The following is a 26,819-nucleotide window of genomic DNA, read 5'->3' on the forward strand; positions in this document are numbered from 1 at the left end:
GAGGGCTTCCCGGTCTCAGGCCCGCCGGTCGGCGACCGCCCAGGAGGCCAGCGCCACGGCACCGGCCACACCGAGGACGGCGGGCCACGCGCCCACCTTCCTGGCCAGCGGGTGGGACCCGGCGAAACCGGCCACGTACGCGGCCGTCAGCGCCCCGGCCGCCCGCCCGCCGGCCCGCTCCCGCCACTGCTGTGCCGCGGCCGCTCCGGCGGTGGCGAGCACGACCCCGCCGAGCTGCCGCTTCTTCGTCCAGCGGGCCACGCCGTACCCGCCGACGAGTCCGCTCGCGGCGACCACCGCGCTGGGTACCTTCGCCATGTCTGCCTCCTGCTCCTGTCGCTGCCGCGCCGAGTACCGGGGCTTGCTGCCGCGCCGAGTACCGGGGCCGAGGCTAGTCCTCGACGTGGGCGGAGCACGCGCCGGGGGCAGCGGGCACGGCGCACACGCCGGGGTGCGTCCGGGTGACGACGGCACCCACCCGGCTGGCCGGCCGCACCACGCCGAACGGCCGGGACACGGCCGCGGCCCCCGTTCGCCCTGTCACGTCCGCGCGCGTACCTCGTTGTAGCGGTGTACGCCCCCGGGGCGGGCGCGGCGAAGGCCCGCCCACCCCGGGCACCCACCGCACGCCCGCCCGACCACCCGACGCACGCACACCAGCCCACGCCGACAACACACCCCCCCCACACGCCGAAGGAACGGACGCACCATGAACGCTCGTCTCGACGTCTTCGCCAACCCGATCGCGGGCAAGTTCCTGCGCCACATCAACTCGGCCGGCAAGATCCTGACGGACTCGACGCTGCCGGCCGCGACCCAGGAGCTGGTGAAGATCCGCGCCAGCCAGATCAACGGCTGCGGCCTCTGCCTCGACATGCACACCAAGGACGCCGCGGAGGCGGGTGAGACCGCGACGCGCCTCCACCTGATCGCGGCCTGGCGGGAGGCGAAGGTGTTCACCGACGCCGAGCGCGCCGCCCTGGAACTGACCGAGCAGGGCACCCGCCTCGCCGACGCCGCGGGCGGCGTCACCGACGAGGCCTGGGCGAACGCGGCCGCGCACCACGACGAGGACCAGCTGGCCGCGCTGGTCGGGCTGATCGCCCTCATCAACGTGTACAACCGCGTGAACGCCATCACCCGGCAGCCCGCGGGCGACTACCAGCCGGGCATGTTCGGCTGACACCCGGCCGGGCCCCCGAGTCGGCCGACGCCCCGCGAGTAGGCGGCCGACGCCCCGCGAACCGGCGGGCGACGCCCCCGCGCGCGAACGAGTCGTCAGCCGCCCCCAACTCCCCCCGCACACCCGGGCGTCGGCGTCACCCTTCTCACACCATCCCGACGCCGGCGGCGCTAGGTTGGTGTCCGGATCACAGACGTCGACCCCGAGGAGACCCTGCCGTGCCGGACACCCACTCCGACCTCGCGGCCACCGAGGAGATACGGGCCAGGATCGACACCGCCACACCGCACTCGGCCCGCTTCTGGAACTACTTCGTCGGCGGCAAGGACCACTACGAGGTCGACCGCGAGATCGGGGACCAGATCAAGGAGATCTTCCCCGGCCTCGTCGACGTGGCCCTCGCCAGCCGGCTCTTCCTGGGCCGCGCCGTCCGGCACCTGGTCGCGGAGCACGGCATCCGCCAGTTCCTGGACATCGGCACCGGCCTGCCCACCGCCGACAACACCCACGAGGTGGCCCAGCGCGTGGCCCCCGACGCCCGGATCGTCTACGTCGACAACGACCCGATCGTGCTGGCCCACGCGGGCGCGCTGCTCACCAGCACCCCCGAGGGCAGGACCGCCTACCTGGACGCCGACCTCTACGAGCCCGACACCGTCCTGAAGGCCGCCGCCGGCACCCTCGACTTCTCCCGCCCGATCGCCCTGATCATCCTCAACACCCTCGGCCACGTCGCCGACCTCGACCAGGCACGCGGCCTGGTCCGCCACCTGGTGGCAGGCCTGCCGCCGGGCAGCCACCTGGTGATCAGCGACAGCACCGCGACGAGCGAGGGCATGATCGCCGCCTCCGACGCGTACAACGCCAGCGGCGCGACGCCCTACTACGTCCGGGACGTCGAGGACATCGCCGCCTTCTTCGAGGGCCTCGACCTGCTCGCCCCGGGCGTCGTACGGGTCACGGAGTGGCGCCCGGACCCGGACACCCCGGAAGCGGTCGCCGTCGACGCGTACTGCGGGGTGGCGCGCAAGCCCTGACGCGGCGCGCCGCGCCCGCCCGTCACCCGGAGGCCAGCTGCTCCGCGATCTCCGCGATCCAGGAGGCCGTCCTCGCCGGGTCGTCGAGGCTCTCCGCCCACGCCTCCGGCTCCAGCTTGTGGTGGGCGGGGCCCGCCTTCAGCGCGACGAGGAGGGCCCTGGCGGACTCCCGCATCTCGGGCGTGGTGGTGTGGCTCCCGGGGACGGCGGGGCCCGCCGCCAGGGCGTAGATCTTGCGTGCCATGGCCTGCCGCTCGCCCTTGGACACCTTCTTCCAGAACTTCAGGGCGTGTTTCAGCGAGTCGGTGCGGGACGCGGCCTCCGCGGGGTCCTCGCCCCGCGGCGCCCAGCGGTCGGGGTGGCGGACCTCTTCGTAGCGCTTCGTGCCCGCGCGGCCGGCCTTGTAGGCGGTGACGCCGAGCAGGAGGCCGGCCCCGGCGGCGGCGAGGCCCCAGCCGACCGGGTTGCTCGCCAGTCCGGCCCCTCCCGCCGTGGCGGCGACCGCCGTCACGATGCCGGCCGCCGCCTTGGTGGGCTCGGCCACCGCGGTCACCGCGTCCTTGCCCATCTTGTAGCGCTGCTTCTTGGTGGCGTACCCGTGCACCGTGTTCAGGGTCTCCACGTCCTCCTCGGCGTGCTGAAGCTTCCGGGCGGCGTCCAGGGCGCCGTCCATCGCCTCCGAGGCCACGTCGAGCGCCTCGGAGACGCCGTCGAGCCCGTCCTCGCGGCCCTGGTCCCAGTACGCGTCCAGCGCGACGTACGCCCTGGCCGCGGCCCAGTTGGCCGCCTGCCGCTCCTCGTCCAGCCGGGCCAGCGACGCCTCGTGGACCAGATTCGGGTCCCCGAGGTTCTTCAGGTCCTTGTACTTGCCGGACGTCCTCCCGACCCGGACCGCCGCACGGGCGCCCTTCACCAGGCCGACGACCCCGCTGGCGACTCCACTCGCCTCGGACGCCAGCGCGGCCCCCGCGGCCTTGTGCAGCTTGGTCGCCTCCTTGGCGCCCGCGGCGACGTAGCTTCCCGAACTGGCGGCGCCGACGACCGCGTCGGCGCCCTTCATCCTGGACCGCCGGTCGGTCCTGTGGTGGTCGGCCCCCGTCTCGTGCCTTTGGGCCTCCCTCCTCGACTTGACCGCGTCCATACCGCTGACCACGGTCCCGGCGGCCTCGGTGAGGAAGTTGCCGGACGCGGCGGAGGTACCCGAGGCGGCCGTGGAGTGCTTGAGCCCTTCGTTGACGGTGGCGGCGGCCTGCTGGGTGAAGCCCGCGTTGGTGGGCACCTGGACGCCCTTGATGAAGGTGTCGATGGGTTCGAGATTCTTCTTGAACCGGTCGAGGTAGCCGGCGATGACGTCCCGGTAGTTCCTCTTCGCCCGCGCGGCCGCGTCGCCCCCCTCCGACGCCTTCCCGCCTGCCGCCGCGCCCTTGGCCCGCTGCACCGCCACGGTCGCGGCCCGGTTGCCGACGCCGGCCTGCAACTCCAGGAGCGCCTGCTCGGCCGAGGTCGCGGACGTACCCCCGGCCCGGCTCCGTTCCCGCCGCTGCCGTGCCGAGACCAGGACGGCTGGCGACGGCTGTGCGGAGGTGCGGTGGACCGGAGTACTCATGCACGTACCTCTCCATGGCCTGACCGGGCGAGGCGAAGTTAGCCGGGCGTGGCCAACAGGAGGGGTACGGCGGAGAAACTCCGCGCGGACACCACGGCACGCGTGGAAAAGGGAGGCGGGCCGGTCCGCCCCCTCCGTGTGGCGGGGCACCGTCGCGTCAGGCCCTGTGCTACGCGGTTCTCTCTCCCCTCGACGGTTCTCACGACACGATCAACGGCAGTGGAGGCATGCCCGGGTGCAACAACTGCTGTCCCTCGCCGTCCACTCGTAGGGTGAAGGCGTCCGGCCCAGGACGACCCGCGGTGTCGAAAGCGTCGACGACCTGCTCGATCCGCTCCCACAACCGCAGGGGCCCGCCCTCCCGCACCTTCCATGTGTCACCGTCCATCGTGAGCGCGGCGGAGGAGCCGGAGACGACGTCGACCAGATGCAGGACCCCGTCGATGGTGGTCAACTGGGCGTCCGGTACCGCAATCTGGGCGAGAAACCGCAGATGAAAGGCCTCTTCGGTCGCAGCCGTAAGCCGCTCCGGGGCGTGCCGCGCCGACCGGGGACCCTGGGGTAGACCCGCGGCCCAGTCAGCCGGATTTCCGTACGCCGGTACCGCGTGTGTCCGCGCGGCCATGAAAGAGATTGCGCCGGGCAGCAGAGGACCCTCGGCGGTGCCGTCCGCGGCGACGGTGAGAAGGACGCGAGCACTGCCGTACAGCCAGCCTGACAAGGGGAGCAGCACCTTTCCGCCGGGCCGTGTCTGCCTCAGGAGGGCGGGAGGTACGGCGCGGACGGAGCAGGTGGCCACGATCCGGTCGAACCAGGCTTCGGGCCAGTACCCGTACAGCCCGTCCGCCCGTGCCAGAGTCGGCGTGTATCCACAGCCGTACAGTGCCTCGGCCGCCGTCTCCAGCCTGTCGGGATCGACGTCGACGCTGGTCACGTGGGACGACCCGAGCCGTTCACAGGCGAGTGCCGTCGAGTACCCGGCCCCCGTCCCGACCTCAAGGGCCGTGTGCCCCTCAGCGACGTCTGCGTCCGACCACATACGCAGTGCAAGGGAAGGCAGCGTGGACGAGGAGGTGGGCGCCCCTCCACGCCGGACGGTGGGGTTCTTCCAATCGGTCTCCTCGCCGTCGAGCTGGGTGACCAACGTGGTGTCCGAGTACAAGGCCGCCAGCCAGCGCCCGTAGTCGAGGTCGGGGGTGACCGGTTCCCACACCGTCAGTCCCCGATCGTCACATGCGCCAGCGGGCAGGTAGAAGCCGGGTACGAAGGCGTGGCGGGGCACCCTCTCCGCGACCGCCTGCCAGGCAGGTGCGAGCGGAGCCCCGGTCTCAGCGAAGGCCCTCACCATCGCGTGCCGCAGCGCGGCGGCGTCGTTGGCGAGGTCGGTGGGCGTCGTCATGCTGTGCCACATCCGTCCGTGCTCAGAAGGTCGGCGAACGCATCGGTGACCGCCGGTGCGTCCAGCCGTGCCCGCCCGTCGCGCATCAGGGCGATGACTGCTCGCGGGGCGCACAAGTCGCCTTCGTACCGTGGCGGAACGACCCAGTACGTGCCAGGTGGCTGCTGGCGGTCGATGCGCGGAACCCCCAGGTAGGTGCCGTGACCGAGGCAGACCGCGACGTCCTCGTACGCCCATACGAGAGCGGCGTGCGCCTGGATCAGGGCGTAGTAGGTTCCGCCTCCCACTCGGCTGTCGTGAATGATCGATCCGCCGAGCAACTCCCCCAGACTCACCGCGACGCGGTCCCTGTCCTCAGACCGGACAGCGGCGTGAACTACGCGGGCGGGCAGCCGCACAGCCGCGAACCGCTCGCCGAGGGGAAGCAGCGCGACGCTCTGGGTCGCCCACTCCCGGCGAGCCCGTTCCGGATCAGGGTCACTGCGCGCGAGCCACTCGGAGATGACTCGATCGAGAGCGTCCTGTGTGTACACCGGGGCCTCCTGGACTCCGTCATGGTGAGGTACAGCGCCTAAGACTCCCCACCGGAAGGCTCCGGAAATAGGGCTTAGAGAGGTCTCTGAGGGGGCGCTGATGGGACGTTGATGACAGCCTGCGAGTGACAGGCCGTCTCCTACCGGACTTATGTGGGAGGCTCGGAGTAGTCGTCAGCAGGAGGTCCCGTGTCCAGGCCGACAGGAAACATCCGGCTCAAGGCCGCACGCGTAGCCGCCGGGTTCAACTCACAGCAGGACCTGGCCGACGCCCTTACGGATCACGCTCAGAGCATGGGCATCCGCGGCTTGTCCATCGGTGTACGACAGGTCCGTCGCTGGGAGTCGGACAACCCTCCGTGGCCGCAGCCGGACTGCCAACGCGTCCTGGTGCATCTGTTGGGTCAGAGCTTGGAGGCACTCGGATTCGCTCCGCCGTGGGGATCAAATGGGCCGAAGCCCGACCCTGTGCGTCGCACGCTGGTCGCCGGGGGAGCCACGTCCCTGGGGCGGGTGGTGACGCCCAGTCGAGGGGGTGCGGCTTCTCAACCGGTCACCGTAGGAGCCGACTTCCAGGCGGTGACCAGGTCTCACCGTCGGCTCTACTGGTCGGTCGCGCCAGCCGCATTGCACCCTGCCGTCCTGGCGCACGCGACGCTGGGCTGCGTGCTACTCCCGGAGACGGCGAGTCCCACACGCGCTGTGATCGCGGCAGCGCTGGCGGAGACGTACCTCCTGGCGGGCCGGATCGAGTTCTTCGACATGCGCGAGCCGAGCATGGCGCACGAGACTCTTCTCCTCGCCCTCCAGGCGGCGGGCGAAGCCGACGACCCGATGCTCGGCTCGGCGATCATCGCGCACATGGCCTTCATCCCCGGGTGGGCCGGAGACCGAGACGCGGCCCTGGACCGCATGATCGCGGCGCGCACCTATGCGCGGCGGGCCGCGGCGTCGGCCGAGTTCCTGGCCTGGCTGGGCGCCGTCGAGGCCGAGTGTGAGACCAGGTGCGGTGACACTCGTACCGCCTTGCATCTGATCGGCCGTGCGGAGGACGTCCTGAAGGACGGTAACGAGCACCCGTCACCCGAGTGGATGGACTGGTTCTCTCCAGCAAGGCTCGCGGCCTTCAAGGGCAACACCCATCTGCTCGCGGGCCACCTCCCGCAGGCCCGCGAGGCGCTGCTGGGGGCTCTGGAGGCCTTGACCCCAGGTGAGGCCAAGCAACGCACTGTCGTGTACGGCGACTTGGCCGCGGTCGAGGTCGCGGCCGGAAACCCCGAGGACGCCTGCGCATACGCCGGAAAGGCTCTCGATCAACTCGCCATCACGTGGTACGCGACGGGCATGGACCGCGTACGCGAAGTCCGTCGCGCGCTCACGCCTCACCAACATGAGCGCTGCGTCCGCGACCTGGACGACCGACTGTACGACTGGTCGACGACCGTCAGCGCTCTGAGCCGTTGAAGAGGGTGATCGCGTCGCTGAGTGCTGCGAGACTCTCGATGCGGAAGGTCGGCAACTCCCGGGCCTCGGCGCTGTGCCACTGGATGGTGGCCCAAGGACCACGGCGCACGAGTGCGGTGTGCAGCCCCGCTTCACGGGCCGGCCGGACGTCGTTGTCGCAGCGATCGCCGACGTAGAGGATCTCGTCGACGTCGAAAGGCGCCGCGTCGGCGACCCGCTTGAAGAACTCGGGGTCGGGCTTACTGGCGCCCCAGTCGTCGGACGTCCCGATCAGGTCGACGTCTGCGCAGAAGAGGTCGCGCAGGATCCGCCCTGCGCGGACGGTCTGGTTCCCCGCGATACCGAGCCACAGACCATCAGCGCGGAGTCGCCGAAGGCACGCTCGGACGTCGTCGTACAGGTCGTCCTCACCGAAGGTCTCCGCCTGCCCGACGGCGGCCCTCTTCTCGCGCTCTTCGTAGAGGTCGAACCCGGGTCGAAACTCCTGGAAGACGTCGCGGTAGTCGCGGCCCTGAGCGATCACGGCGCCGAACATGGCGTGGAAGGTGTGCCGCGGCACCTCAAGCCAGTCCGCCCACGTCCCGTACTCCCGGGTCTCGTCCACGAGACACTCACCGACGTCGAAGACCACCGCGCGAATCATGGGGGCAGGGTACAGACGTGCTGTGGGACACCCAGGGGATCCTTTCAGTTGGCCGGCACCTACATGGGCTTGTTGAGTCGAGCAGTCGTAGGTGCGACTAGTAGGCAGATCATTTGGCGCTTGTGCACTGCAACGGGCCTTTGATCGATACACTCCGAGGCATGACTGACCTGGACGAATATGTTGACGAGTCTGGCGAGGACGAGCAGGACCTCTCGGCTTGGGACGATGATGAGGCCGCGACGACGACGGTCGACTGGACAGTCGAAACAGTCGTGAGCCAGATGCGCAAGGGTCGCATCGACCTCAACCCGAGCTTCCAACGCCGTGACGCATGGACGAAGGTCGCCAAGTCCAGGTACATAGAGTCGTTGGTTCAGCGTTACCCGGTTCCGCAGATCGTCCTTGCGGAGGATCAAACGACGCCGGGTCGATATATGGTAATTGATGGTAAGCAACGCCTTCTTGCGATCCGTCAGTTTTGCGCGGACCCGGCCGATCCGAGAGACGTCGATTGGCTGGCCGAACGTCTGAAGCTCACTGGACTGACGGAAACGAAACAACTCAATGGCATAACCTATGACGTGATGCAGGAAGATTTTCCGGTCGAATCAGTTCGATTCGAGAACGCCACTATCAGAGCCGTTCTGCTGCGTAAATGGCACAGTCAGGACTTTCTCTATACGGTGTTCTACCGCCTTAACTCGGGAAGTCTGAAATTGTCTCCGCAGGAACTGCGGCAGGCGCTTTTCCCAGGTGATTTCATGGACTTCGTTGATGAGCGGTCTGGGTCTAGCGTTGCACTCCGCGCGCTCCTGAACAAGAGCAAGCCTGATCGTCGTATGGTCGATGCGGAATTGCTGCTCCGATTTCTTGCCTTCCACTGTGGAGTTCAGCCTTACGAAGGCAACTTGAAGAACTTCCTCGATGGTACGGCGAGAATTCTGACCAAATCCTGGAGTGCGGATTCGGGCGAAGGCGTCCGACGTGCCGCCGATGCGCTGGATGTTGCAATCGAAGCAACGCGTGAAGTTTTTGGTGATGACGCCTGCCGTAAGTACTCGCGTGGTCGATTCGAGCGGTCATTCAACAGGGCCATCTTCGACGTCCAGATGCACTTCATGGTCGATGCGGGGTTGCGGCAGTGGCAGTTGGAGCACGGGGATGATGTTAAGGCAGCTTTCCAGCTTCTGTGTGAAGAGGACCGAGCTTTCGTCGACGCGGTCAGCAGTACGACCAAGACACCGCACGCGGTCAGGACGCGATTCGGTGCGTGGGGACAGCGACTAAACGCCCTGTCAGGTCTTGAGGCGGATCTTCCGCGTAGCGTGATCGTGCTGCCTGAGGTGTCCTGAACATGGCTGAGTGGGAAGCTGTCGCCCCCCTTGAGGCCAATGTTCTCGCTGTCGCCCGCGAGCTTCGCATGCTGACAGACGAAGGCGCTATTGCGGACGATCCGGTCGAGATGACGGACGAGTACTTCGACGACGTCCGAGTGCGCGTGCGGGCGTTCCTGATCCTATGTAGTTCAGAGCTGGAGGAGTTTGTCGAGTCTCAGTGCTTGGAGTATCTGGCTCGCTGGGCCCGCGACGACAACAGTATGATGCAGCATCACTGCCTGCATGCGCTCACAATCCATTTCCGTCGGAATATCGGTAACCTGTTGGAAGGGCAAGGTTACTTCGTTGACTTCTATGCCTCACCTGCCCAGGTGAGGAAGATGAAGCCAGTGGGTGCCAAGGCTAAGCAGGCGGACCTGTACGACGTTCCGATATTGAACCGAAAGACTCTGATCGGGCGGGTTAGCAACTGGTACAGAGATGATGTGGTGGGTGCCAGTCACGGAATCTCTGACATGGATCTTTGTCGTCTTCTTGAACCCTTGGGATTCAGTAAGGCGTTGGTGCGCGAGGAATGTGCGAATCTCGTTTCCGCGCTCCGAAGTCTGGCTGCCGGACGGGGAGAGGCCGCCCACAGGTCGACGACTGCCGGGAAGTACCCGTTCCAGAGTCTTCCCAGCCCGATCTACCAGCAGATGTCCGTGGGGGACGCTTGGGCCAGGTGGGATGCGGTCAGAGACTCTCTCGGCGAACTGCGAGACCTCCTGGATAGGACACTTTCGGTGGCTGATTAGCTGGCTGCGATAGCCGAGTACATCCACACGTCGGCAGGTAGGGGGTGTTCGAGGTGCCAGGTGATGGCCATCGGCTTGCTGCCGGTGTGCTGGACGTAGGTGGCCGGGCCGAGGAGCGTCCAGGGCTGGGATTTTCCTATGTCCGTGTTCTTGTAGCGGCGCATGAACAGCAGGACATGGCTGCCGCGACGCGCGTGCTGCTGGTAGCGCAAACCCGTGCGCGAGTCGGCTGAGGTCGCATTCTGGGACTCCCAGTGGAAAAGCGTCGGACTCACCGCGTAGTCCTTGTAGCGGATGGTGGGGGAGAAGTCCTTCTCGTTCTTCTCGAGGGTGACGAGGAGTGCGTCCGTCTGGAGCTCCTCTACCCACTGCACGCCCTGCGCGAAGGACCTCGGCATCTGTCCACCGAAGCGTGCGACGCCGAGCGCGGCCAGGATCTCCGACCGGTTGTACGCACTGTGGACCTTCAGCGGAACCCGGCCGAAATGGCCGGCCAGCGGGATCGGGAAGTGGTCCGCCTGCTCGATCACGTACGACAGCACCTGCCGGAGTTCGTCCCGCAATGCTCGCTGCGGGCGTAGGGCGGCGAGGCCCTCCTGGAAACTCGTGAAACCGCCGGCGTTGTCCCACAGATTGAAGAACAGCATGCGGGCGTAGGCCTGGTCGGTCGCTCCGAGTGCCTCGTACGGAGGGGCATCGTCTTCCAGGAGCCGCGAGTAGCTCTGTGCACGCTCGAGGTCGTCGACGTGCAGAAAGGCGTGGACCCGCTTCAGTAGTGCCGTCTCACCCGGCGAAGGGGGTCCGGTAGGCAGTCCCGCTCGGCGTAGGACGCTCGTCCAGGAGTTGTCGCTCTTGTACAGCTCCTTGATCTCTCGGCGGCTTTCCCGCAGGTAGTCGGCGAGAAGTGGGGTGCTGTACTCCTTGACCTCCTTCGCCAGCGTCTTCACCGTGGCCCCCAGCTGGGTCCTGATGTTGTCGAGGACCAGGTCCTTCGCCTTGCCCTCCAGGAGGATCTGACAGCCGGACGGCAACTGCGGGAAGTCGCGTTCGATATGGTCGACCAGCCGGTTCCGCGACAGGTTGGTCAGAGCCCGGAACTGCTCCTCGAAGCGGAACTCGGCTCGGTGCTGTCCGATGAAGTCGAGGACGGTGAGCACTGGCTTCGTCTGGGTTCGCCGCAGCCCTCGCCCAAGCTGCTGGAGGAAGACCGTCGCGCTGTTCGTAGGCCGCAGCAGAAGCAGGGTGTCGACGTCCGGAATGTCGAGCCCCTCGTTGAACAGGTCCACTGAAAAGATCACTTGCAGCTTGCCACTGCGCAGGTCGGACAGCGCCCGGGCGCGTACGTCGGCTGGCGAGTCGCTGTCGAGCGCGACGGCCTGGAAGTTGGCCTTGCGGAAGAAGTCCGCCATGAAGTGGGCGTGCGCCTTGGTGACGCAGAATCCGAGCGCCCGCATGGCGCCGGGGTCGGAGACCTTGTCTCGGATCTGCTTGACGACGATACGGGCCCGGGCGTCGTTGCCCGTGAAGAGGTTGCCGAGCTCCTGATCCGCATAGGAGCCCTTTTGCCAGTGGAGGCCGGTCAGGTCCGTGCCGTCAGGGATTCCGAAGTAGTGGAAGGGGCACAGCAAGTCGTTCTCCAGTGCCTCCCAGAGCCTCATTTCGGCGGCGATACGCCCCTCGAAGAACTCGTCCTGGACGTTGCGGCCGTCCATCCGCTCCGGAGTGGCGGTAAGGCCCAACAGTTCCTTCGGCGTGAAGTGGTCTATCACCCGCCGATAGGTGGAGGCCGTCGCATGGTGGAACTCGTCGATGACGATGATGTCGAAGTGGTCGGGAGCCAACTGCTCCAGTCTCTGCACGTTGAGCGACTGGACACTGGCGAAGACGTGGTTCCACTCCCGCGGGTCCGCGCCACCGTGCAGAAGCTCACCGAACGAGGCGTCGTCCAGCACCTCGCGGTAGGTACGCAGGGACTGCCTGAGGATCTCCTTGCGGTGGGCCACGAACAGCAACCTCGGCCGAGCGCCGGTCGACTCCTGGTCCAGGCGGCGGTAGTCGAGCGCGGCCATCACCGTCTTGCCGGTACCGGTAGCCGCTACCAGCAGGTTACGGTGTCGTCCGCGGAGGGTGCGCTCGATGTGGAGCCGCTCCAGCATGTCCCGCTGGTGAGGGAACGGACGCACCTCAAGGCCGGAGAGGTTGATCTTCAGGTCACTGGGCGCTGTGGTCCCGCTCGCCTGGGCCAGGGCGCCGTCGAGGCGCTGACCGTCGGCATCCGGGTCGTACGTCTCGAAGGCCGCGTCGTTCCAGTACGCGTCGAAGGTCGCCTCGAACTTGTCCAGTACCGCAGGTGTGGCCACCGACGACAGGCGGACGTTCCACTCCAGGCCGTCGAGCAGCGCCGCACGGGAGAGGTTGGAACTGCCGATGTACGCGGTGTCGAACCCCGTCCGGCGACGGAAGAGCCATGCCTTGGCGTGCAGCCGGGTCGAGCGGATCTCGTAGTTGACCTTCACGGTGGCGCCGAATTCGCGAACGAGCCGGTCGAGCGCGCGGCGGTCTGTGGCACCCATGTAGGTGGTGGTGATGACCCGGATCGGCACCCCGCGCTCCTTTGCGGCGCGCAGGGAGTCCTCCAGAACCCGGATGCCGTACCACTTCACGAACGCGCAGAGCAGGTCGATACGGTCCGCGGTGGCCAACTCGGCCCTCAGCTCCGAGCCGAGGCTGAGGTCCTCCGGCGAGTTGGTGAGCAAGGACGTTTCAGAGAGCGGCGTGAGCGGACGGATCGCGTAGGCCCCGGGAGCCTCCTGCTCCGCCAAGGCCAGCAACTGACGTGGTCCCTCGACGATGGAGCTGACGGGCTCGGGGGCACCCTGCTCACCCGTACCTACGGCCAGGGACTCGAGTATGCGGTTCGCGAAGGGGACCCGCTGGGTGGCCGGGAGTTGGCTGAGGCGGCGGGTCACCATGTCACCGATGTGCCGAGCCAGTACATGGGGCGAGGACTCCGCGCTGACCTCTGCGTCGACGGCCTTCCAGCCAGCGGCTTCCAGCCGCTCCAGCTCACCGTGCACACGGTCCGTGATGAGCTGCTCGTAGACCCCCGCGACCGGTTGCCCCGGTACCCCCGCTTCTCCCACCACGCCCCCCTCGATCATCATGCCGACGTGGTTCAGTTTTAACAGCAGGCACTGACAACCAGCTACGCCCTTCGGTGACGGGCCGGGGTGCCCGCGGTGTGGGGCCCGGCAGATGAGCGGAGCGTGAACACTCGTCCGGCGAGTGTTCACGCTCTTTCCGGTCGGCGCTTCGGCGGTCGAGCCGGGTCGTACGGGTCAGCGCTGCTCAGCCCCGCCCCCCGTCCCCCAGGAACCCCTCCAACCCGTCCAGCAGCATCCCGCTGCCCTGTTCCGCCATGTCCCGTTCCTCTGCCGTCTCGCAGGTCTGGGTGAGGGTGATGACCGTGTTGCGGGGGCCCTCTTCCGTGAGGGTCATGGTCATCAGGGCCGGGTCGGGGCGGCCGGGGACGTCCATGCCGGTGACGAGGTGGCGGTTCTCGGTGACCTCGGTGTAGGTGCCGGTGAGGGGGAACTCGGCGCCGTCGGGGGTGAGCATCGTGGACTTCCAGGCGCCGCCCGGCCGGACGTCCATGGTGACGGAGCCGGGGGCGGCGTGGGCCCACTGGGCGTACTGGTCGGGGGTGGTCCAGGCCTGCCAGACCCGCGCCGCGGGGGCGTCCAGGGTGCGGGTCAGGGTGTAGGTGAAGCCGCTCGCCGGGGTGGAGGTCTGCTCGGTGCTCATGTCGTCCGGTCTCCTCGGGTCGACGCCCCGCGTGGTCCGTAGGGCTGTTGCACCGGTAGACGTCCGCCGGCGTGGATTCTCATCGGTCCGTGGCGGTGGACCCTCCGTGGCACTGGGCGTACGGCTGCTGGGAGCCGCACCAGCAGGCCGCCCCGCGCTGCGGCGGCCATGCCACCGCGCGGCCGCGGGCCGCCAGGATCGTCGCGTACTGGGGGAGGAGGGACGGGTCGGACGGGGCCGCGCCCTCCGACGCCGCGAAGGCCTCGTAGGAGGGGACGGTGCCGCGGACCACGCCCAGGTTGGGGGTGCCGGACGAGGCCAGTTCGCGCAGGGCCGCCTCTATCGTCGACAGGTGCTCCTCGTGGGACGGGTACTCGGCGGCCAGGCGCGGGTACGCCTCGACGAGTTCCGCCAGTTCGTCGGCCGGCCAGTGGAGCATCGCGACCGGGAAGGGGCGGGAGAGCGCCTCGCGGTAGGCGCCGAGTTCGGCGCGCAGGCGGGAGATCTCCGCCTGGAGGTCCGCCGGGTTGTCCGAGCCCAGCGACCAGACGCGCTTCGGGTCGTGCAGCTCGTCCAGGGAGACCGGCATGGTGTGCAGGGTGTCGGCCAGGGCGTCCCACTCGTCGTGGGCCAGGCCCAGCATGCGGCGGACGCGGTGGCGGCCGTACAGGAGGGGATGCGTCGAGTACGGGGGCTCCGCCACGTCCGTCAGGAGCAGGCGGGCGCCCTCCGTGAACGTCTCGTGGGCCGCCTCCAGCTCGTCGTGGGCCTCCAGGGCCTCGGCCACGATCACCCAGGGGGCGGGGTCGCGCGGCGCCGCCGTGCGGACGCCGTCGATGATCGCCCTCGCTTCCGCCTCGTGGTCGTACTCCCACAGGTTCGAGGCCTTGAGGGCGCGGACCAGGGACGGGTTCTCCAGCGCGGAGGTCCCGGAGGCGGAGGCCAGCAGGCGGTCGTAGAGCTTGGTCGCGGCGGGGCGGTCGCCGGACAGTTCCAGGTGGGCCGCGGCGCGCAGGAGCAGGGCCTCGGCGTCCTCGGGGTAGAGGCCGGCGGTCCGTTCCAGGCGGGCCGCCTCGGCGGTGTGGTCGACGTTTTCGGCGGGCGTGTCGGGGCGCATGGGTGACACCGTACTGCCGAGAGGTGACGAAGGTGAGGTATCCGCAGGCCAGAGGCGGGGGCAGGCATCGCGGGCGGGGATCGCGGGGCAGACATCGCGGGCAGGGATCGCGGGCAGGCGTCGCGGCCGGGCGGACGCCCCACCCGGGGGGGTTGGTGACCCGGGTGGGGGAGCGGTGACCCACCCGGGGGGCAGGGGCACGCCCTGGTCCGTTCACGGCCGGGGCCGCAAGGTGCCGCCCGCTCAGCCCCGTTCCCGTAGCACCCCCACGAGTACGCCCGCCGCCACCGCCAGCCCCGCCGACACCCACAGCGCCACGTCGGTGCCGCGGCCGGGGCTCCCCGTCGACGTCACCAGGGCGATGGTCAGCGCGACCCCGGCGCACGAGCCGATGTAACGGAACGTCTGCTGGGCTCCCGAGCCCATCGCGGCCCGCGCCGCCGGTACCGACTCCACGGCGAGCAGCGGGAGCGCCGCGTTCAGCAGGCCGCTCCCGACGCCGGCCAGGACCAGGCCGGGCAGCATGCGGGCCCAGGAGCCCGCGTCGACCGCGCCGAGCATCGCCAGGGCGCCCGCCGCGTGCAGGGCGAAGCCGACGGCCAGTTGCCGCCGCGGGGGGAGGCGGTGGGCGAGCCGGCGGGCCTGGAGCGCCACCGTGAAGGAGAGGCCGGACCAGAGCAGGAACAGCCAGGCGGTGTCCATCGGGGAGAGCCCGAGCGCCCGCTGGAGCAGCGCCGGCAGATAGCTGAAGAGGCCTATCACGGACAGGCCCATGAACAGGCCGCCCGCGGAGGACGCGAGGAAGCGCGGGGCGCGCAGCAACGACAGGTCGATCATCGGAGAGGCAGCGCGGCGCTCCAGCCACGCGAACAGGCCGCCCAGGAGCACGGCCGTCGCCAGCAGCGCCACCACCGGCGCCCGCAGCCATCCGTCCCTCCCCAGCGTCAACGCCGCCACCAGCGCGACGAGCGACGCCCCGAACGTGAACGCCCCGGCGAGGTCGGGCCGGCCCGGACGCGGCGACCGCGACTCCGACAGCGCCCGCGCGCCCAGACCGGCCACCACGAGCGCGGCGGCGCCGAGCACGCCGTACGACACCCGCCACTCGGGGACCGCCCCGACGAGGAGGGGGCCCGCCGCGATGCCGCCGCTCACGAAGGCGCCCCACACGCCGGTCGCGCGCAGCCGTCCGGCGGGGGTCGGGAAGGCGTGGACCAGCAGGCCGAGGCTGCTGGCCAGCAGTGCCGCGCTCGCCGCACCCTGCGCGACGCGGGCCAGCGTGAACAGCCACGTGGTGGACGAGAACGCGCCCAGCACGGTGGTGAGACCGAGGGCGAGCGTGCCGGAGACGAAGATCCGGCGGCGTCCGTAGTCGTCGGCCAGGCTGCCCGCCACCAGGAGCAGGGCGGCCAGGCCCAGCGGGGTGCCGTTCAGCAGCCAGGCCTGGGCGGAGAGCGGGGTGTTCAGGTCGGCCGCCGTCTGCGGGAGCGTGACCATCGGCGCGGTGTACGTCATCAGGGCCACGGCGGTCGCGGCGCTGGTCAGGGCCAGGGTGCGGCCCGGGTGCGGGGGCGGGGGCGAGTCCCGGTCGGGGCCGCCGGCCGCGCGTACGCCGGGGGGAGCGGTCGCCCCGGTGGCCGCGGTGGAATCCGTGCCGGTGTCGGTCATGTCCGTCCGCCTTCTCGGTCCGGGATGCCCGCTGCGAGCCGGGCGGCCGCGGTGGGCTTGTGGTTCGTTCACTGAACTGACGCGGTGGTCAACGTAGCACCATGGGTTCGGTGAATGAACCAAGGAAGCGGAAAGTGGTTACAGTGGACCTCATGGCACTGGGCAAGGACTATGCGGCGCAGGAGTGCTCGATCGCCCGGGCACTGGAGGTGGTCGGCGAGCGGTGGACCCTGCTCGTGATCCGCGACGCGCTCTACGGCGTCCGGCGCTACAACGACTTCCTGGTCCACCTCGGCATCCCGCGCGCCGTCCTGGCCAACCGCCTCCAGGCGCTCACCGCCGAGGGCATCCTGGAGAAGCGCCGCTACCAGGAGTCGCCGCCGCGGGACGAGTACGTCGTCACCGAGCGCGGCATCGCCCTGTGGCCCGCCCTGCGCGCGCTCGGCATCTGGGGGCGCGAGCAGCTCGGCGGCGAGCCCATGCGCACGTTCTGGCACGCCGACTGCGGCACCGAACTCGACCCGCACGGTGTCTGCCCGGCCTGCGGGACCACCGTCGCCGTCCGCGACATCGACATGGAGCCCGGCCCCGGACTCGACCCGGACCCGGCGGACCCGGTCAGCCGGGCGCTGCTGGGGCGGCGGCGGCTGCTCCGGCCGATCGAGGTCGAGCAGCCCTCGCAGACCGCTCCGGCGCAGGGGCGGGCGCCGCGGTAGGTCCTGTATAACTGGGGACGACCGGGCCGCATGCGGGGACGAGGGGGTGGCCGATGATCCGGGACCGGGCCGTCGTCCTGCGCCCTCTGCTCGTGCTGCTGCTCGTGCTCCTCCCCGTCGCCCTCGTCGACGTCGGCAGCCTCTCCGTCACCGTCGCGCTCGCCGCGACCGCCGCGGTCGGGTCCGCGCTCGCCGTCTGCGCCGTCATCGCCGCCCGCTGCGCGCCCGCCGTGCCGCGCACCCGGGTCCGCACGGCCCTCAGGGACCGGGACCTGCGTACGGCCTTCCTGCCCCAACGCGATCCCGACGCCCCCGGCCGCCGCCGGCCCCGAGCGCCCGGGCACGCCCTCCCGGCGACCGCCGCGTAGGGCACCCCTTCCACACGAGGCAACCCCGCGCGGGTCGTGTCGTCATGCCGTCTTCCCACCCCGGCACGACGAGACCCCCGGAGGGCTCACCCATGTCCGTCTTCGCCAGCCTGGTCGACCACCTCGCCGACCTGCTCCAGCCGCTGTTCGGCGCCTCCGCCGCGGCCGCCGCCATCGTCCTGTTCACCGCGCTCGTACGGCTCCTCGTCCATCCGCTGTCCCGGGCCGCCGCGCGCGGACAGAAGGCGCGTACCGCACTGCAACCGAAGGTCGCCGAACTGCGCCGCAAGCACGCGAAGAACCCCGAGAAGCTTCAGCGGGCCGTACTCGAACTGCACGCCGAGGAGAAGGTGTCACCGCTGTCGGGCTGCCTGCCGAGCCTGTGCCAGGTGCCCGCCTTCTTCCTGCTCTACCACCTGTTCTCCAGCTCCTCGATCGGCGGACAGGCCAACGAACTGCTCTCGCACCAGCTCCTCGCCGCCCCGCTGGGCGGGCGGTGGGCCGACGCGCTCGGAGACGGCGGGGTGACCGGCGGCGCCGGGCTCGTGTACGTCGCGCTGTTCGCGGTCGTCGCCGCCGTCGCCACCTTCAGCTACCGGCTGACGAAGCGGACGATGGCCGACCGGCCGCTGCTGCCCGCCGGTGACGCGGAGGCGGTGCCAGGGGTCGGTGCGATCACCAGGGTCATGCCGTTCATGTCCTTCTTCACGCTCGTCACCGTGGCCGTGGTGCCGCTGGCCGCCGCGCTGTACGTCGTCACGAGCACGACGTGGAGCGCCGTCGAGCGGGCCTTCCTGTACCGGTGAGGCGTACCGGCGGTACCGGTGCGGCGGAGGGCGCACGGCCTGGCTACGGTCCAGTACGTGAACGGGGTATTGCGGAGTGGACCCCGACCTTGGACGATCGACCAAGTCCTCCGATGGTTGTCGCGTCCCTGCCGCACCCAGGTCGCACCTCGTCGGCGGGCTGCCCGAGACCGAGGAGTTGGGGATCATGAAGCTGTTGCGAGTCGGTACGGCGGGGTCGGAGCGACCCGCGCTGCTCGACGCCGACGGGACCCTGCGAGACCTGTCGGGCCTGGTGACGGACATCGACGGGGCGCTGCTCGGCGACGACGCCGCGCTCGGCCGGGTACGGGCCGCCGCCGACGCCGGAGACCTGCCCGTCCTGGACGGAACCGGGCTGCGCGTCGGACCGCCCGTGGGGCGCATCGGCAAGATCGTGTGCATCGGGCTCAACTACCACGACCACGCCCGGGAGACCGGGGCCCAGCCGCCCGCCGAACCCGTCGTCTTCTTCAAGGCGCCGGACACGGTGGTCGGGCCGGACGACACCGTGCTCGTGCCGCGCGGCTCCGTGAAGACCGACTGGGAGGTGGAGCTGGCGGTCGTGATCGGGCGTACGGCCCGCTACCTGGAGTCGGCCGAGGCGGGCCTCGCGTGTGTCGCGGGGTACGCGGTGGCGCACGACGTGTCCGAGCGGGAGTTCCAGATCGAGCGGGGCGGGACCTGGGACAAGGGCAAGAACTGCGAGACCTTCAACCCGCTGGGCCCCTGGCTGGTGACCGCCGACGAGGTGCCCGACCCGCAGCGGCTGTCGCTGCGGCTGTGGGTGAACGGGGAGCTGAAGCAGGACGGGACGACCGCGGACCAGATCTTCCCGGTGGGGGAGGTCGTGCGGTACGTCAGCCAGTTCATGGTGCTCAGGCCCGGTGACGTCATCAACACCGGGACGCCGGCGGGGGTGGCGATGGGGCAGCCCGAGCCCAAGCCGTACCTGCGGGCGGGGGACGTGGTGGAGCTGGAGATCGAGGGGCTGGGGCGGCAGCGGCAGTCGCTCAAGAACGCGTAGGCGCTCCGCTGGGGGCGGGGGGAACCGGTGCGTTGTCGGCCGCGGGTTGCGGTGGCCGGTTGCGCAGTTCCCCGCGCCCCTTGGGGGGGTGTGCGGGTTGGGGTGGGCTGGGGGCGCCGTTCCCCGCGCCCCTTTGGGGCGCTCTGGCTCGCGCCGGTGGGGAAGGCTCGCCTGAGGGGCGCTCCGCCTTATGCCAGTACGGAGGCGAGGTGGCGCCAGCCCTCGTGGGGGATCAGGGTCATGTCGTCCTCCACCACCTGGAGGGCCACGTGGTCGGCGCCCGCGTCGAGGAAGGCGTCGATGCGGGTCCGGATCGTGTCCTCGTCGCCCCAGGCGAACACGGCGTCGATGAGGCGGTCGCTGCCGCCGTCCGCCACGTCGGCCTCCGTGAAGCCGAGGTTGAGGAAGTTCTTCGTGTAGTTCGGCAGCGACAGGTACCGGGCGAGGTAGGCGCGGGCCGTCGCGCGGGCGGTGGTCGGGTCGGAGGAGAGCACCACCTTGAACTCCGGCGCCAGCAGCGGCCCCTCGCCGAGCCGTTCGCGGGCCTGCGCGGTGTGCTCGGGGGTGACCAGGTACGGGATCGCGCCCGCCGCCCGGTCCCGGGACAGCTCCAGCATCTTCGGGCCGAGCGCCGCCAGCACCCGGTGGCCGGACCGCAGGCCCGCCCGGTCCAGGGCGTCGAGGTAGTCGACCATCTTGGAGTACGGGCGGTTGTAGCCCTCGACCCGGGGACCGTGGCTCACGCCGAGGCCGAGCAGGAAGCGGCCGGGGTGGGCCACCTCCAGCTCGGCGAAGCTCGCCGCCGTCGCGGCGGGCTCGTGCTCCCAGATGCTCTGGATGCTGGTCCCCAGGACGATCCGCGAGGTCGCCTCGATCAGCGGGGCGGCGTCCGCGGCGGAGGTGTTGCCGCCCAGCCACACGGCACCGAACCCGAGCCGCTCCAACTCGGCGGTGGCCTCCGTGTGTTCGGTGTCGCTCGCCGCGGACCCGGAGCGCAGTTGCACGCTCCACACGCCGTACCGTCCGAGCGATTCCTTCAGAGAAGCCGTCGCCTCGTTCATCGGTTCGCGATCCCTTCGGTGAGCACTGCGATCATCGTGGGTACCTGCCTGCCAACCACAGGCACCCACCGGTGATTCCCGGAGTGCGCCGTCCGGGGGCCGACCGCGGCCGAGCGGGCTACTCGCCCAGGAACCGCTCCAGCGCCTCCACCACCATCCGGTGGTCCTCCACCTGCGGCAACCCGGACACCGTGACGGAGCCGATCACACCGGCGCCGGCCACGGTGATCGGGAAGGAGCCGCCGTGCGCCGCGTACGTGTCGGCGTCGAGCCGCGAGGACTCCTCGAACGTGGTGCCCTTGGCCCGGAAGCGGGAGCCGACCAGGTAGGACGCGGAGCCGTACCGCTCCACCACCCGGCGCTTGCGGGCGATCCAGGCGTCGTTGTCGGGGGTCGAGCCGGGCAGGGCCGCGTGGAAGAGCTGCTGGCCGGCGCGGTGGATGTCGACGGCGACCGGCGCCCCGCGTTCGCGGGCCAGCTCGACGAGGAGCGAGCCGAGCGTCCAGGCGTCGTCGTGCGTGAACCGGCGGAAGACCAGGCGGCGTTCCTGCTCCTCCAGCTCCTCCACCGTCGGGACCGTCTGCTCGGACTTCTCGGCACTCACAGCGCCACCACCATTCCCTCGCGGGCGGACCGGCGGGCCGCCTCCAGGACGTCCAGGGCGGCCGCCGCCTCACGGGCGCCGACCGGGTTCGGGCCGCCCTCCAGCAGGGCCTTCGCCACCGCCGCGTAGTAGGCGGGGTAGTCGCCCGGCACGGTCGCCGTCACGTTCCCACCGCCGGTCGTCGGGGACTCCCCGGCGCCCAGGCGGCCCCACAGCGACTCGTCCTCCTCGCCCCAGCCGGGACCGGGCCGCTTGCCCTCGCGCAGCGCCGCCTCCTGCGGGTCGAGGCCGTGCTTGACGTAACCGGCCTTGGAGCCCAGGACGCTGAAGCGGGGGCCGAGTTGGGCGGCGGTGGAGGAGACGTACAGGTGGGAGCGGACGCCGTTCGCGTGCGTGAGGGCGATGAACGTGTCGTCGTCCGCCTCCGCGCCCGCGCGCCGGACGACCGACTCGGCGTAGACCTGCGTGGCCGGGCCGAAGAGGACGAGGGCCTGGTCGACGACGTGGCTGCCGAGATCGTAGAGGAGACCTCCGATCTCTGCCGGGTCGCCGGACTCGCGCCAGCCGCCCTTCGGCTTCGGCCGCCAGCGCTCGAAGCGGGACTCGAAGCGCCACACGTCGCCCAGCGCGTCCTCGGCGACGAGCCGCCGCAGAGTGAGGAAGTCGTTGTCCCAGCGGCGGTTCTGGAAGACGGAGAGCAGCAGGCCGCGCTCCTCCGCCAGCGCCGCCAGCTTGCGCGCCTCGGCCGCCGTGCCCGCCACCGGCTTGTCCACCACGACCGGCAGACCGGCCTCCAGGGCCCTCGTCGCGAGCGGTACGTGCGTCTTGTTCGGGGACGCTACGACGATCAGGTCCAGCTCGCCGGCCCGGTCGAACAGCTCGTCGGGCGTGGCGACGGTCCGTACGTCCGGGAACTCGGCGCGGGCCTGCTGCTGCCGTTCCGGGTTCGAGGTGACCACCGTGTCCAGGGCCAGGCCCTCGGTGGCGGCGATCAGCGGGGCGTGGAAGACGGAGCCCGCGAGGCCGTAGCCGACCAGGCCGACGCGCAGCGGGGACCTGCCGGAAGGAGTACCAGTCATGCCTCCTACTTTCGCAACGGTGTTGCCAAAGTGCAAGCGCCGGTGACAATGGGGGCGTGAACAGGACGAACGGCGGAGGTACGAGGGCCGGCGCGAGTGTCACCGGGGGTGGTGGCACGGGTGGCGAGGGCGCGGGCGGCGTGGACGTGGGCGGCACGGGTGGAGGCCGCGTGCGGGGTGCGGTGGGCGGGGCCCGGCCGCGCGCCCCGCGCAGTCCCAACGCCGCCCTGGTGCTCGACCTGCTGCGCACCGCCGGTGCCGAGGGCATCAGCCGGCTGGAACTCGCCGAGCGGACCGGCCTCACCCCGCAGGCGGTCAGCAAGATCACCGCGCGCCTCCGGGAGGACGGCCTGGCCGCCGAGGCCGGACGCCGTGCCTCCACGGGCGGCAAGCCGCGGACGGTACTGCGCCTGGTGCCGGAGGCCGGTCACGCGCTCGGCGTCCACCTGGACCGGGACGAGCTGCGGGCGGTACTGGTCGATCTGGACGGCACCGTGCTGGGCGAGCGGCGTTCCCCGCTGGACCTGGGCGCGGGGGCGGAAGCGGTGCTGGAGGGCGTGGCGGGGGCGGTCCGCACACTGGTCGCGGACACCCTGCGGCCGCCCGGAGGGACGCCCGCCCACGCGCCCACCCTCCTCGGCCTCGGTGTCGCCCTCCCCGGGCCGCTCGACCACGTCCGGGGCGTGCTGCACCGGGTCACCGGCTTCCCCGAGTGGGACGGCTTCCCGTTGCGGGACGCGCTGGTGCGGCGGCTCGGGGTGCCGGTCGTCGTCGACAAGGACACCAACGCGGCGGCCCTCGGCCTCGCGGTCGGTGGAGAGGCGCCCGGCGGAGGCGGCTCCTTCGCCTATCTGCACCTTGGTACGGGACTGGGCGCCGGCCTCGTGATCGGCGGCGGGGTGCACCGCGGCGCTAGGACGGGCGCCGGGGAGTTCGGGCACCAGGTCGTCCAGCTGGACGGGCCGCCCTGCACCTGCGGCGCCCGCGGCTGCATAGAGGCGCTGTGCCTCGGGGCCGTCGCCCGCGGTGACGTCACGGAGGCGGCCCGGGTGCTGGGCGCGGGCGCCGCGAACCTCGCCGGGCTGCTGGACATCGACCTGGTCCTGCTCGGCGGCCGTACCGTCGCCGCCGCGCCGGAGGTCTTCGTCGGCGGGGTCGGTGCCGTGCTCGACGCCCGCGCCCGGCGGGAGGGCGGTCACGGCGGCGCCGTACCGGTGCGGATGGCGCCCGGCGGGGTGCGCGGGGTCGCGGAGGGCGCGGCGCAGCTGCTGCTCGCGCCGCTGTTCGGGCGGGGGGACGCCTGACGTCCCGGCACGCGGGACGGAGCCGGTCCGGACCGGACGTCCCGGCGCCGAGGACGGAGCCGGTCCGGGCCGGTCCGGGCCGTGGGGACCCGGCCCGGACCGGCCGTCGTTCACGGCGTACCGGCGGCGCTCAGGAGCCGACGGTGCACGCGTCCCCGTTGAGCATGAACCGGGGCGGCGGCGAGGCGTCGCCGGTGTGCGAGGCGAGGTAACCGAGGGTGACGCTCGCGCCCGGCGCGATCGTGGCGTTGTGCGGGGCGTTGGTCGCGTCGATCGTGTTGCTGAGCTGGACCAGGTCCGTGTTCCAGTCGGACACGACGGTCTGCCCGAAGGACAGCGGGAACGCGAGGGTCCAGCCGTTCACCGGGGCGTCGCCGGTGTTGGTGACGGTGAGGTCCACCGTGGTGCCGGTGCCCCAGCGGGTCACCTTGCGGTCCACCCGGCAGGTGGGCTCCTCCCGGCTGAACGACACCCGGTGCAGACCGCCGGGCAGGTCGTTGACCACGTAGAACTCGCCGTCGACGGTCACGCCGATCGACGTGACCTGGGTGGGCATCTGCCCGATCTCGGCCTCCTCGTAGCCGCCCCGCCCGTCGGGACGCAGCGCCCAGACGGTGGACGAGCAGTAGTCGGTGGCGATGTACGTACCGCCCACCAGGTCGGCGTACTGCCGGCCCCGGTAGACGTGGCCGCCGATGACCGAGCAGCCGCCGGTGTACGGCGAGTAGGTGAAGACCGGCTCGGTGTACTCCTGGCCGGACGCGCAGTCGCCGCCCTCGAACTCCTCCAGGCCCTCGTAGCAGGACCAGCCGAGGTTCAGCCCGCCCTTCCCGGCGGGGATGTGGTCGACCTCCTCCCAGTGGCCCTGGCCCACGTCGCCGATCCACAGCGAGCCGTCACCGCTGTCGAAGGAGAAGCGCCAGGGGTTGCGCAGCCCGTACAGCCAGATCTCCGCCCGGGCACCGGGAGTGCGGACGAAGGGGTTGTCGGCGGGGACGCAGTAGGCGAGCGGCGCGCAGGCGCGGCTGACGTCGATGCGCATGATCTTGCCCAGCAGGGTGTCCAGCCGCTGTCCGGACCGGAACGGGTCCCCGGAGCCGCCGCCGTCGCCGATGCTCCAGTACAGCTTGCCGTCGGGGCCGAAGGCGAGCTGGCCGCCGTTGTGGTTGTTGTACTCGGCGTGCTCCTGGGAGAGCAGGACCTCCAGGCGGGACGCGTCGAGCCGGTAGCGGGCCAGCGTGACCGCCCCGTCGGGCAGCGCCGTGTACGCCAGATAGAGGTCCTGGCTGTCGGCGAAGTCCGGCGGGAGCGCGATGCCGAGCAGCCCGCGTTCGTTGCCCGACTCGTCCACGGCCGCGGTGATGTCGAGCAGCGGGGCGGCGGCCAGGCCGGTGTCCGGGTGGTAGACGCGGACCGTGCCGGACTTCTCGGTGATGAACAGCCGGTCCGTGCCGTCGTCGGGGGCGACGAGGGCGGTGGGCCGCCGCAGCCCGGAGGCGACCTGGGTCGTCGTCGCGCTGAGCGACGGCAGGGGGACGGGCGCCGCGGCCTCCGCCGCGGCGGCGGGTGTCGGGGCGAGGGCGGTCAGCAGGAGGGCCGGGATCACCAGGGCGAGGGTGCCGAGGGCGAGTCCCAGGCGCCGTCCCGTGGCGCGAAATAGAGCATGTATATGACAAGCCAGGTCCATGGGCCTCTGGTCCTTCTCTTCCTGTGGGGGAGGGGGCGGGTGCTCTTTCTGTGCCTCTTCCCGTGCCGCTTCCTGAGCGGGGAGGCGGGGTGGGGGTGGCGTGAGGGTCTGGGGGCACCGGTGGTGTGGGAGCGCTCCCGCCCCTCAGGCTGCGGCCCGCCGGGGCGGAGCGGCAACGCGCGATCGCGCCACTTTGCCGCCGTCTGGCGGAAAGCGGGCCGAGGGGCGCCGGTCGGCTTCCGCGGGTCGACTACCGCCGGCCGTCGACCGGGGACCGTCGGCCGTAAGCGCCGACCGTCGACCGGGGACCGTCGGCTGTAAGCGCCGACCGCCGACCGCCGACCGCCGACCGCCGACCGGGGACCGTCGGCCGCAAACGCCGGCCGCCGATCGGGGGGTGTAGTTGCTCCGTCCGGGGGGCGTGGCCCGAATGGCGGTGCCCGAAGCCGGACATCACCGGCACGCTCATGTGTTTATGCGACTGTTCACGACCACGTCCCCCTGCCTGGTGGCGGCAGCCGCCCTGTTCGCCGCCGCCGCGTCGGCCGCCCCCGCGCACGCGGACCCGCAGCCGCCGTTGCCCGCGTGCACGGCCCCGGACGACCACACCTTCCCCCTCACCACCCGCATCCACGGCGGCCCCGCCGCCTTCGAGGCCGGGGGCGGCTACGGCACCTGGTACCTGGACCTCACCAACACCACCTCCCGGACCTGCGAGGGCATCCACCCGGTCGTCGTCCTCGTCGACGAGGAACGGGCCCTGAAGCCGTCCCAGCCCCGCCTGGAGTTCTACGACGGCGCGCAGCCGCGTGCCGTGACGTTCGAGCCGACCGAACGGGACGAGCTGATCGGCGTGTTCGGCGAGGAAGCGGCCGAGGACGAAGACGCGAGCGGGGGTGAGGCCGAGCCCGGGCCCGAGGCCGGGTCCGAAGGCGAGTCCGTGAGCGGCAGCGCCACCCTTCCCCGTTTCCCCGGCTTCACCGTCGACCCCGGCAAGACCCTCACCGTCAAGGTGCGGCTGGCGCTCACCTCGGACGCCGTGGCCAACGACGTGACCGCCACCGCGGCCGTGGTCCAGCGGCGAGGCGACGACGGTGACTGGATCGGCCAGTCGAACGACTACCGCTTCCGCATCAGGTCGGGCGCGCCCGCCGACGAGCCGACCGCCGGCCGGAGCGCCGACCCCGCGTCCCCCTCCGGCGCCGCCACCCCGGACGGCCGGGACACGGACGGTAGGGACGCGGCCCCGAGCGCCGGCCCCCCGGAGGGCCGTCGCGCCGACCCCCCGGAGGGCCGCGCCGACGAGGCCCGGGACGGGCGGGCCGCCGACACCCCGTACGCGTACGCCGAGGAACTGGCCGGCACCGGACCTGGCCGCACGGGCATGGCCGCGGCGGCCGCCGCCCTGCTGGTCGCCGCCGGGTGCGGAACCGTACTGCTCGCCCGCAGGCGCCGCTGACTCCCCCTCACCCGCGCCCCACGAGTGCGCCGGGGGGGGGGGGGGGGGGGGGGGAGGGGGGGGGGGGGGGGGGGGGGGGGGGGGGGAGGGAAGGGGGGGGGG

General features: G+C 71.1%; 24 protein-coding genes. 11 read left to right on the forward strand and 13 right to left on the reverse strand.

All coding sequences use genetic code 11. From position 1 onward, the window contains the following. Positions 1-15: 15 nt before the first annotated feature. Positions 16-318 carry a hypothetical protein gene (locus tag AC07FV_RS00650; RefSeq protein ID WP_479083652.1) on the reverse strand — a complete coding sequence of 101 codons (303 nt, stop codon included), beginning with the start codon at positions 316-318 and terminating at the stop codon, positions 16-18. A gap of 391 nt (positions 319-709) precedes the next feature. Between AC07FV_RS00650 and AC07FV_RS00655 the strand changes: the two genes are divergently transcribed. Beyond that, positions 710-1,183, forward strand: a complete 474-nt coding sequence (locus AC07FV_RS00655; RefSeq protein ID WP_479083653.1) for a carboxymuconolactone decarboxylase family protein — start codon at positions 710-712, stop codon at positions 1,181-1,183. Positions 1,184-1,401: 218 nt separating this feature from the next. Next, the gene (locus tag AC07FV_RS00660; protein WP_479083654.1) at positions 1,402-2,220 is read left to right on the forward strand and encodes an SAM-dependent methyltransferase; all 819 of its coding nucleotides are present in this window, start codon (positions 1,402-1,404) and stop codon (positions 2,218-2,220) included. Positions 2,221-2,242: 22 nt separating this feature from the next. Here AC07FV_RS00660 and AC07FV_RS00665 read toward each other — a convergent pair whose 3' ends face one another. From AC07FV_RS00665 to AC07FV_RS00675, 3 genes are all read right to left on the reverse strand, one after another. Further along, complete coding sequence (locus AC07FV_RS00665; protein WP_479083656.1) at positions 2,243-3,826, reverse strand: hypothetical protein; 1,584 nt, start codon at positions 3,824-3,826, stop codon at positions 2,243-2,245. A 199-nt stretch (positions 3,827-4,025) separates the two neighbouring features. Beyond that, on the reverse strand, positions 4,026-5,225 hold the full coding sequence (tgmC, locus tag AC07FV_RS00670) for an ATP-grasp peptide maturase system methyltransferase (protein WP_479083657.1): 1,200 nt from the start codon (positions 5,223-5,225) through the stop codon (positions 4,026-4,028). Next, positions 5,222-5,758: a hypothetical protein gene (locus tag AC07FV_RS00675; protein ID WP_479083659.1), complete on the reverse strand. Its 537-nt coding sequence runs from the start codon at positions 5,756-5,758 to the stop codon at positions 5,222-5,224. The genes tgmC and AC07FV_RS00675 overlap by 4 nt, the downstream gene beginning before the upstream one ends. Positions 5,759-5,947: 189 nt before the next feature. On the opposite strand from AC07FV_RS00675, the gene AC07FV_RS00680 reads away from it, so the two are divergent. After that, entirely contained in the window at positions 5,948-7,222 is a 1,275-nt protein-coding gene (locus AC07FV_RS00680; protein ID WP_479083660.1) for a transcriptional regulator, read from the forward strand. Here AC07FV_RS00680 and AC07FV_RS00685 read toward each other — a convergent pair. Then, positions 7,203-7,865, reverse strand: coding sequence for an HAD family hydrolase (locus AC07FV_RS00685; protein ID WP_479083661.1), 663 nt, complete (start codon positions 7,863-7,865; stop codon positions 7,203-7,205). The two genes, AC07FV_RS00680 and AC07FV_RS00685, sit on opposite strands and share 20 nt — an antisense overlap. 161 nt (positions 7,866-8,026) lie before the next feature. Here AC07FV_RS00685 and AC07FV_RS00690 point away from each other — a divergent pair, with 161 nt between their 5' ends. Together AC07FV_RS00690 and AC07FV_RS00695 are read left to right on the forward strand one after the other, a co-directional pair. Beyond that, positions 8,027-9,220: a DUF262 domain-containing protein gene (locus AC07FV_RS00690; protein WP_479083663.1), complete on the forward strand. Its 1,194-nt coding sequence runs from the start codon at positions 8,027-8,029 to the stop codon at positions 9,218-9,220. 2 nt (positions 9,221-9,222) lie between these two features. Beyond that, positions 9,223-9,999 (forward strand): hypothetical protein, encoded by a 777-nt coding sequence (locus tag AC07FV_RS00695; RefSeq protein ID WP_479083664.1) that lies wholly within the window; start codon positions 9,223-9,225, stop codon positions 9,997-9,999. On the opposite strand, the gene AC07FV_RS00700 is transcribed toward AC07FV_RS00695, so the two are convergent. From AC07FV_RS00700 to AC07FV_RS00715, 4 genes are all read right to left on the reverse strand, one after another. Beyond that, positions 9,996-13,160 carry a DEAD/DEAH box helicase gene (locus tag AC07FV_RS00700; RefSeq protein ID WP_479084857.1) on the reverse strand — a complete coding sequence of 1,055 codons (3,165 nt, stop codon included), beginning with the start codon at positions 13,158-13,160 and terminating at the stop codon, positions 9,996-9,998. The two genes, AC07FV_RS00695 and AC07FV_RS00700, sit on opposite strands and share 4 nt — an antisense overlap. A 187-nt stretch (positions 13,161-13,347) precedes the next feature. After that, the gene (locus AC07FV_RS00705; protein WP_479083666.1) at positions 13,348-13,803 is read right to left on the reverse strand and encodes an SRPBCC family protein; all 456 of its coding nucleotides are present in this window, start codon (positions 13,801-13,803) and stop codon (positions 13,348-13,350) included. Positions 13,804-13,882: 79 nt separating this feature from the next. Continuing rightward, positions 13,883-14,920: an SEC-C domain-containing protein gene (locus AC07FV_RS00710; protein ID WP_479083668.1), complete on the reverse strand. Its 1,038-nt coding sequence runs from the start codon at positions 14,918-14,920 to the stop codon at positions 13,883-13,885. 243 nt (positions 14,921-15,163) lie between these two features. After that, positions 15,164-16,588, reverse strand: a complete 1,425-nt coding sequence (locus tag AC07FV_RS00715) for an MFS transporter (RefSeq protein ID WP_479083669.1) — start codon at positions 16,586-16,588, stop codon at positions 15,164-15,166. A gap of 152 nt (positions 16,589-16,740) precedes the next feature. Here AC07FV_RS00715 and AC07FV_RS00720 point away from each other — a divergent pair, with 152 nt between their 5' ends. The 4 genes from AC07FV_RS00720 (at position 16,741) to AC07FV_RS00735 (ending at position 19,523) form a co-directional block, all read left to right on the forward strand. After that, entirely contained in the window at positions 16,741-17,304 is a 564-nt protein-coding gene (locus tag AC07FV_RS00720; RefSeq protein WP_479083670.1) for a winged helix-turn-helix transcriptional regulator, read from the forward strand. Between the two features lie 53 nt (positions 17,305-17,357). Beyond that, positions 17,358-17,672, forward strand: a complete 315-nt coding sequence (locus tag AC07FV_RS00725; protein WP_479083671.1) for a DUF6412 domain-containing protein — start codon at positions 17,358-17,360, stop codon at positions 17,670-17,672. A gap of 92 nt (positions 17,673-17,764) precedes the next feature. Next, positions 17,765-18,478, forward strand: a complete 714-nt coding sequence (locus tag AC07FV_RS00730) for a YidC/Oxa1 family membrane protein insertase (protein WP_479083673.1) — start codon at positions 17,765-17,767, stop codon at positions 18,476-18,478. A gap of 187 nt (positions 18,479-18,665) precedes the next feature. Further along, complete coding sequence (locus AC07FV_RS00735; protein WP_479083674.1) at positions 18,666-19,523, forward strand: fumarylacetoacetate hydrolase family protein; 858 nt, start codon at positions 18,666-18,668, stop codon at positions 19,521-19,523. Positions 19,524-19,711: 188 nt separating this feature from the next. Here AC07FV_RS00735 and AC07FV_RS00740 read toward each other — a convergent pair whose 3' ends face one another. The 3 genes from AC07FV_RS00740 to AC07FV_RS00750 all read right to left on the reverse strand — a co-directional run bounded on the left by AC07FV_RS00740 (position 19,712) and on the right by AC07FV_RS00750 (position 22,267). Beyond that, positions 19,712-20,584, reverse strand: coding sequence for an LLM class F420-dependent oxidoreductase (locus AC07FV_RS00740; RefSeq protein ID WP_479083676.1), 873 nt, complete (start codon positions 20,582-20,584; stop codon positions 19,712-19,714). A 118-nt stretch (positions 20,585-20,702) separates the two neighbouring features. Beyond that, a complete protein-coding gene (locus AC07FV_RS00745; RefSeq protein ID WP_479083677.1) occupies positions 20,703-21,188 on the reverse strand; it encodes a heme-degrading domain-containing protein in 486 nt (161 codons plus the stop codon). Next, the gene (locus tag AC07FV_RS00750; RefSeq protein ID WP_479083678.1) at positions 21,185-22,267 is read right to left on the reverse strand and encodes a Gfo/Idh/MocA family oxidoreductase; all 1,083 of its coding nucleotides are present in this window, start codon (positions 22,265-22,267) and stop codon (positions 21,185-21,187) included. Before AC07FV_RS00750 ends, AC07FV_RS00745 begins: the two co-directional genes overlap by 4 nt. 146 nt (positions 22,268-22,413) lie before the next feature. On the opposite strand from AC07FV_RS00750, the gene AC07FV_RS00755 reads away from it, so the two are divergent. Next, on the forward strand, positions 22,414-23,571 hold the full coding sequence (locus tag AC07FV_RS00755) for an ROK family transcriptional regulator (protein WP_479084858.1): 1,158 nt from the start codon (positions 22,414-22,416) through the stop codon (positions 23,569-23,571). A gap of 130 nt (positions 23,572-23,701) precedes the next feature. On the opposite strand, the gene AC07FV_RS00760 is transcribed toward AC07FV_RS00755, so the two are convergent. After that, positions 23,702-25,258 carry a PQQ-dependent sugar dehydrogenase gene (locus AC07FV_RS00760; RefSeq protein WP_479083679.1) on the reverse strand — a complete coding sequence of 519 codons (1,557 nt, stop codon included), beginning with the start codon at positions 25,256-25,258 and terminating at the stop codon, positions 23,702-23,704. Between the two features lie 475 nt (positions 25,259-25,733). Between AC07FV_RS00760 and AC07FV_RS00765 the strand changes: the two genes are divergently transcribed. After that, positions 25,734-26,717 (forward strand): hypothetical protein, encoded by a 984-nt coding sequence (locus AC07FV_RS00765; RefSeq protein ID WP_479083680.1) that lies wholly within the window; start codon positions 25,734-25,736, stop codon positions 26,715-26,717. Positions 26,718-26,819: the final 102 nt, after the last annotated feature.

Source organism: Streptomyces sp. NPDC045956 (genome assembly GCF_056430705.1).

What these genes read in the sequence shown, in the direction of transcription:
- AC07FV_RS00650 (WP_479083652.1), bottom strand. Translation starts at nt 318, where the DNA reads ATGGCGAAGGTACCCAGCGCGGTGGTCGCCGCGAGCGGACTCGTCGGC.
- AC07FV_RS00655 (WP_479083653.1), top strand. Translation starts at nt 710, where the DNA reads ATGAACGCTCGTCTCGACGTCTTCGCCAACCCGATCGCGGGCAAGTTC.
- AC07FV_RS00665 (WP_479083656.1), bottom strand. Translation starts at nt 3,826, where the DNA reads ATGAGTACTCCGGTCCACCGCACCTCCGCACAGCCGTCGCCAGCCGTC.
- tgmC (WP_479083657.1), bottom strand. Translation starts at nt 5,225, where the DNA reads ATGACGACGCCCACCGACCTCGCCAACGACGCCGCCGCGCTGCGGCAC.
- AC07FV_RS00685 (WP_479083661.1), bottom strand. Translation starts at nt 7,865, where the DNA reads ATGATTCGCGCGGTGGTCTTCGACGTCGGTGAGTGTCTCGTGGACGAG.
- AC07FV_RS00690 (WP_479083663.1), top strand. Translation starts at nt 8,027, where the DNA reads ATGACTGACCTGGACGAATATGTTGACGAGTCTGGCGAGGACGAGCAG.
- AC07FV_RS00695 (WP_479083664.1), top strand. Translation starts at nt 9,223, where the DNA reads ATGGCTGAGTGGGAAGCTGTCGCCCCCCTTGAGGCCAATGTTCTCGCT.
- AC07FV_RS00700 (WP_479084857.1), bottom strand. Translation starts at nt 13,160, where the DNA reads ATGATCGAGGGGGGCGTGGTGGGAGAAGCGGGGGTACCGGGGCAACCG.
- AC07FV_RS00705 (WP_479083666.1), bottom strand. Translation starts at nt 13,803, where the DNA reads ATGAGCACCGAGCAGACCTCCACCCCGGCGAGCGGCTTCACCTACACC.
- AC07FV_RS00710 (WP_479083668.1), bottom strand. Translation starts at nt 14,920, where the DNA reads ATGCGCCCCGACACGCCCGCCGAAAACGTCGACCACACCGCCGAGGCG.
- AC07FV_RS00715 (WP_479083669.1), bottom strand. Translation starts at nt 16,588, where the DNA reads ATGACCGACACCGGCACGGATTCCACCGCGGCCACCGGGGCGACCGCT.
- AC07FV_RS00720 (WP_479083670.1), top strand. Translation starts at nt 16,741, where the DNA reads ATGGCACTGGGCAAGGACTATGCGGCGCAGGAGTGCTCGATCGCCCGG.
- AC07FV_RS00725 (WP_479083671.1), top strand. Translation starts at nt 17,358, where the DNA reads ATGATCCGGGACCGGGCCGTCGTCCTGCGCCCTCTGCTCGTGCTGCTG.
- AC07FV_RS00730 (WP_479083673.1), top strand. Translation starts at nt 17,765, where the DNA reads ATGTCCGTCTTCGCCAGCCTGGTCGACCACCTCGCCGACCTGCTCCAG.
- AC07FV_RS00735 (WP_479083674.1), top strand. Translation starts at nt 18,666, where the DNA reads ATGAAGCTGTTGCGAGTCGGTACGGCGGGGTCGGAGCGACCCGCGCTG.
- AC07FV_RS00740 (WP_479083676.1), bottom strand. Translation starts at nt 20,584, where the DNA reads ATGAACGAGGCGACGGCTTCTCTGAAGGAATCGCTCGGACGGTACGGC.
- AC07FV_RS00750 (WP_479083678.1), bottom strand. Translation starts at nt 22,267, where the DNA reads ATGACTGGTACTCCTTCCGGCAGGTCCCCGCTGCGCGTCGGCCTGGTC.
- AC07FV_RS00760 (WP_479083679.1), bottom strand. Translation starts at nt 25,258, where the DNA reads ATGGACCTGGCTTGTCATATACATGCTCTATTTCGCGCCACGGGACGG.
- AC07FV_RS00765 (WP_479083680.1), top strand. Translation starts at nt 25,734, where the DNA reads ATGCGACTGTTCACGACCACGTCCCCCTGCCTGGTGGCGGCAGCCGCC.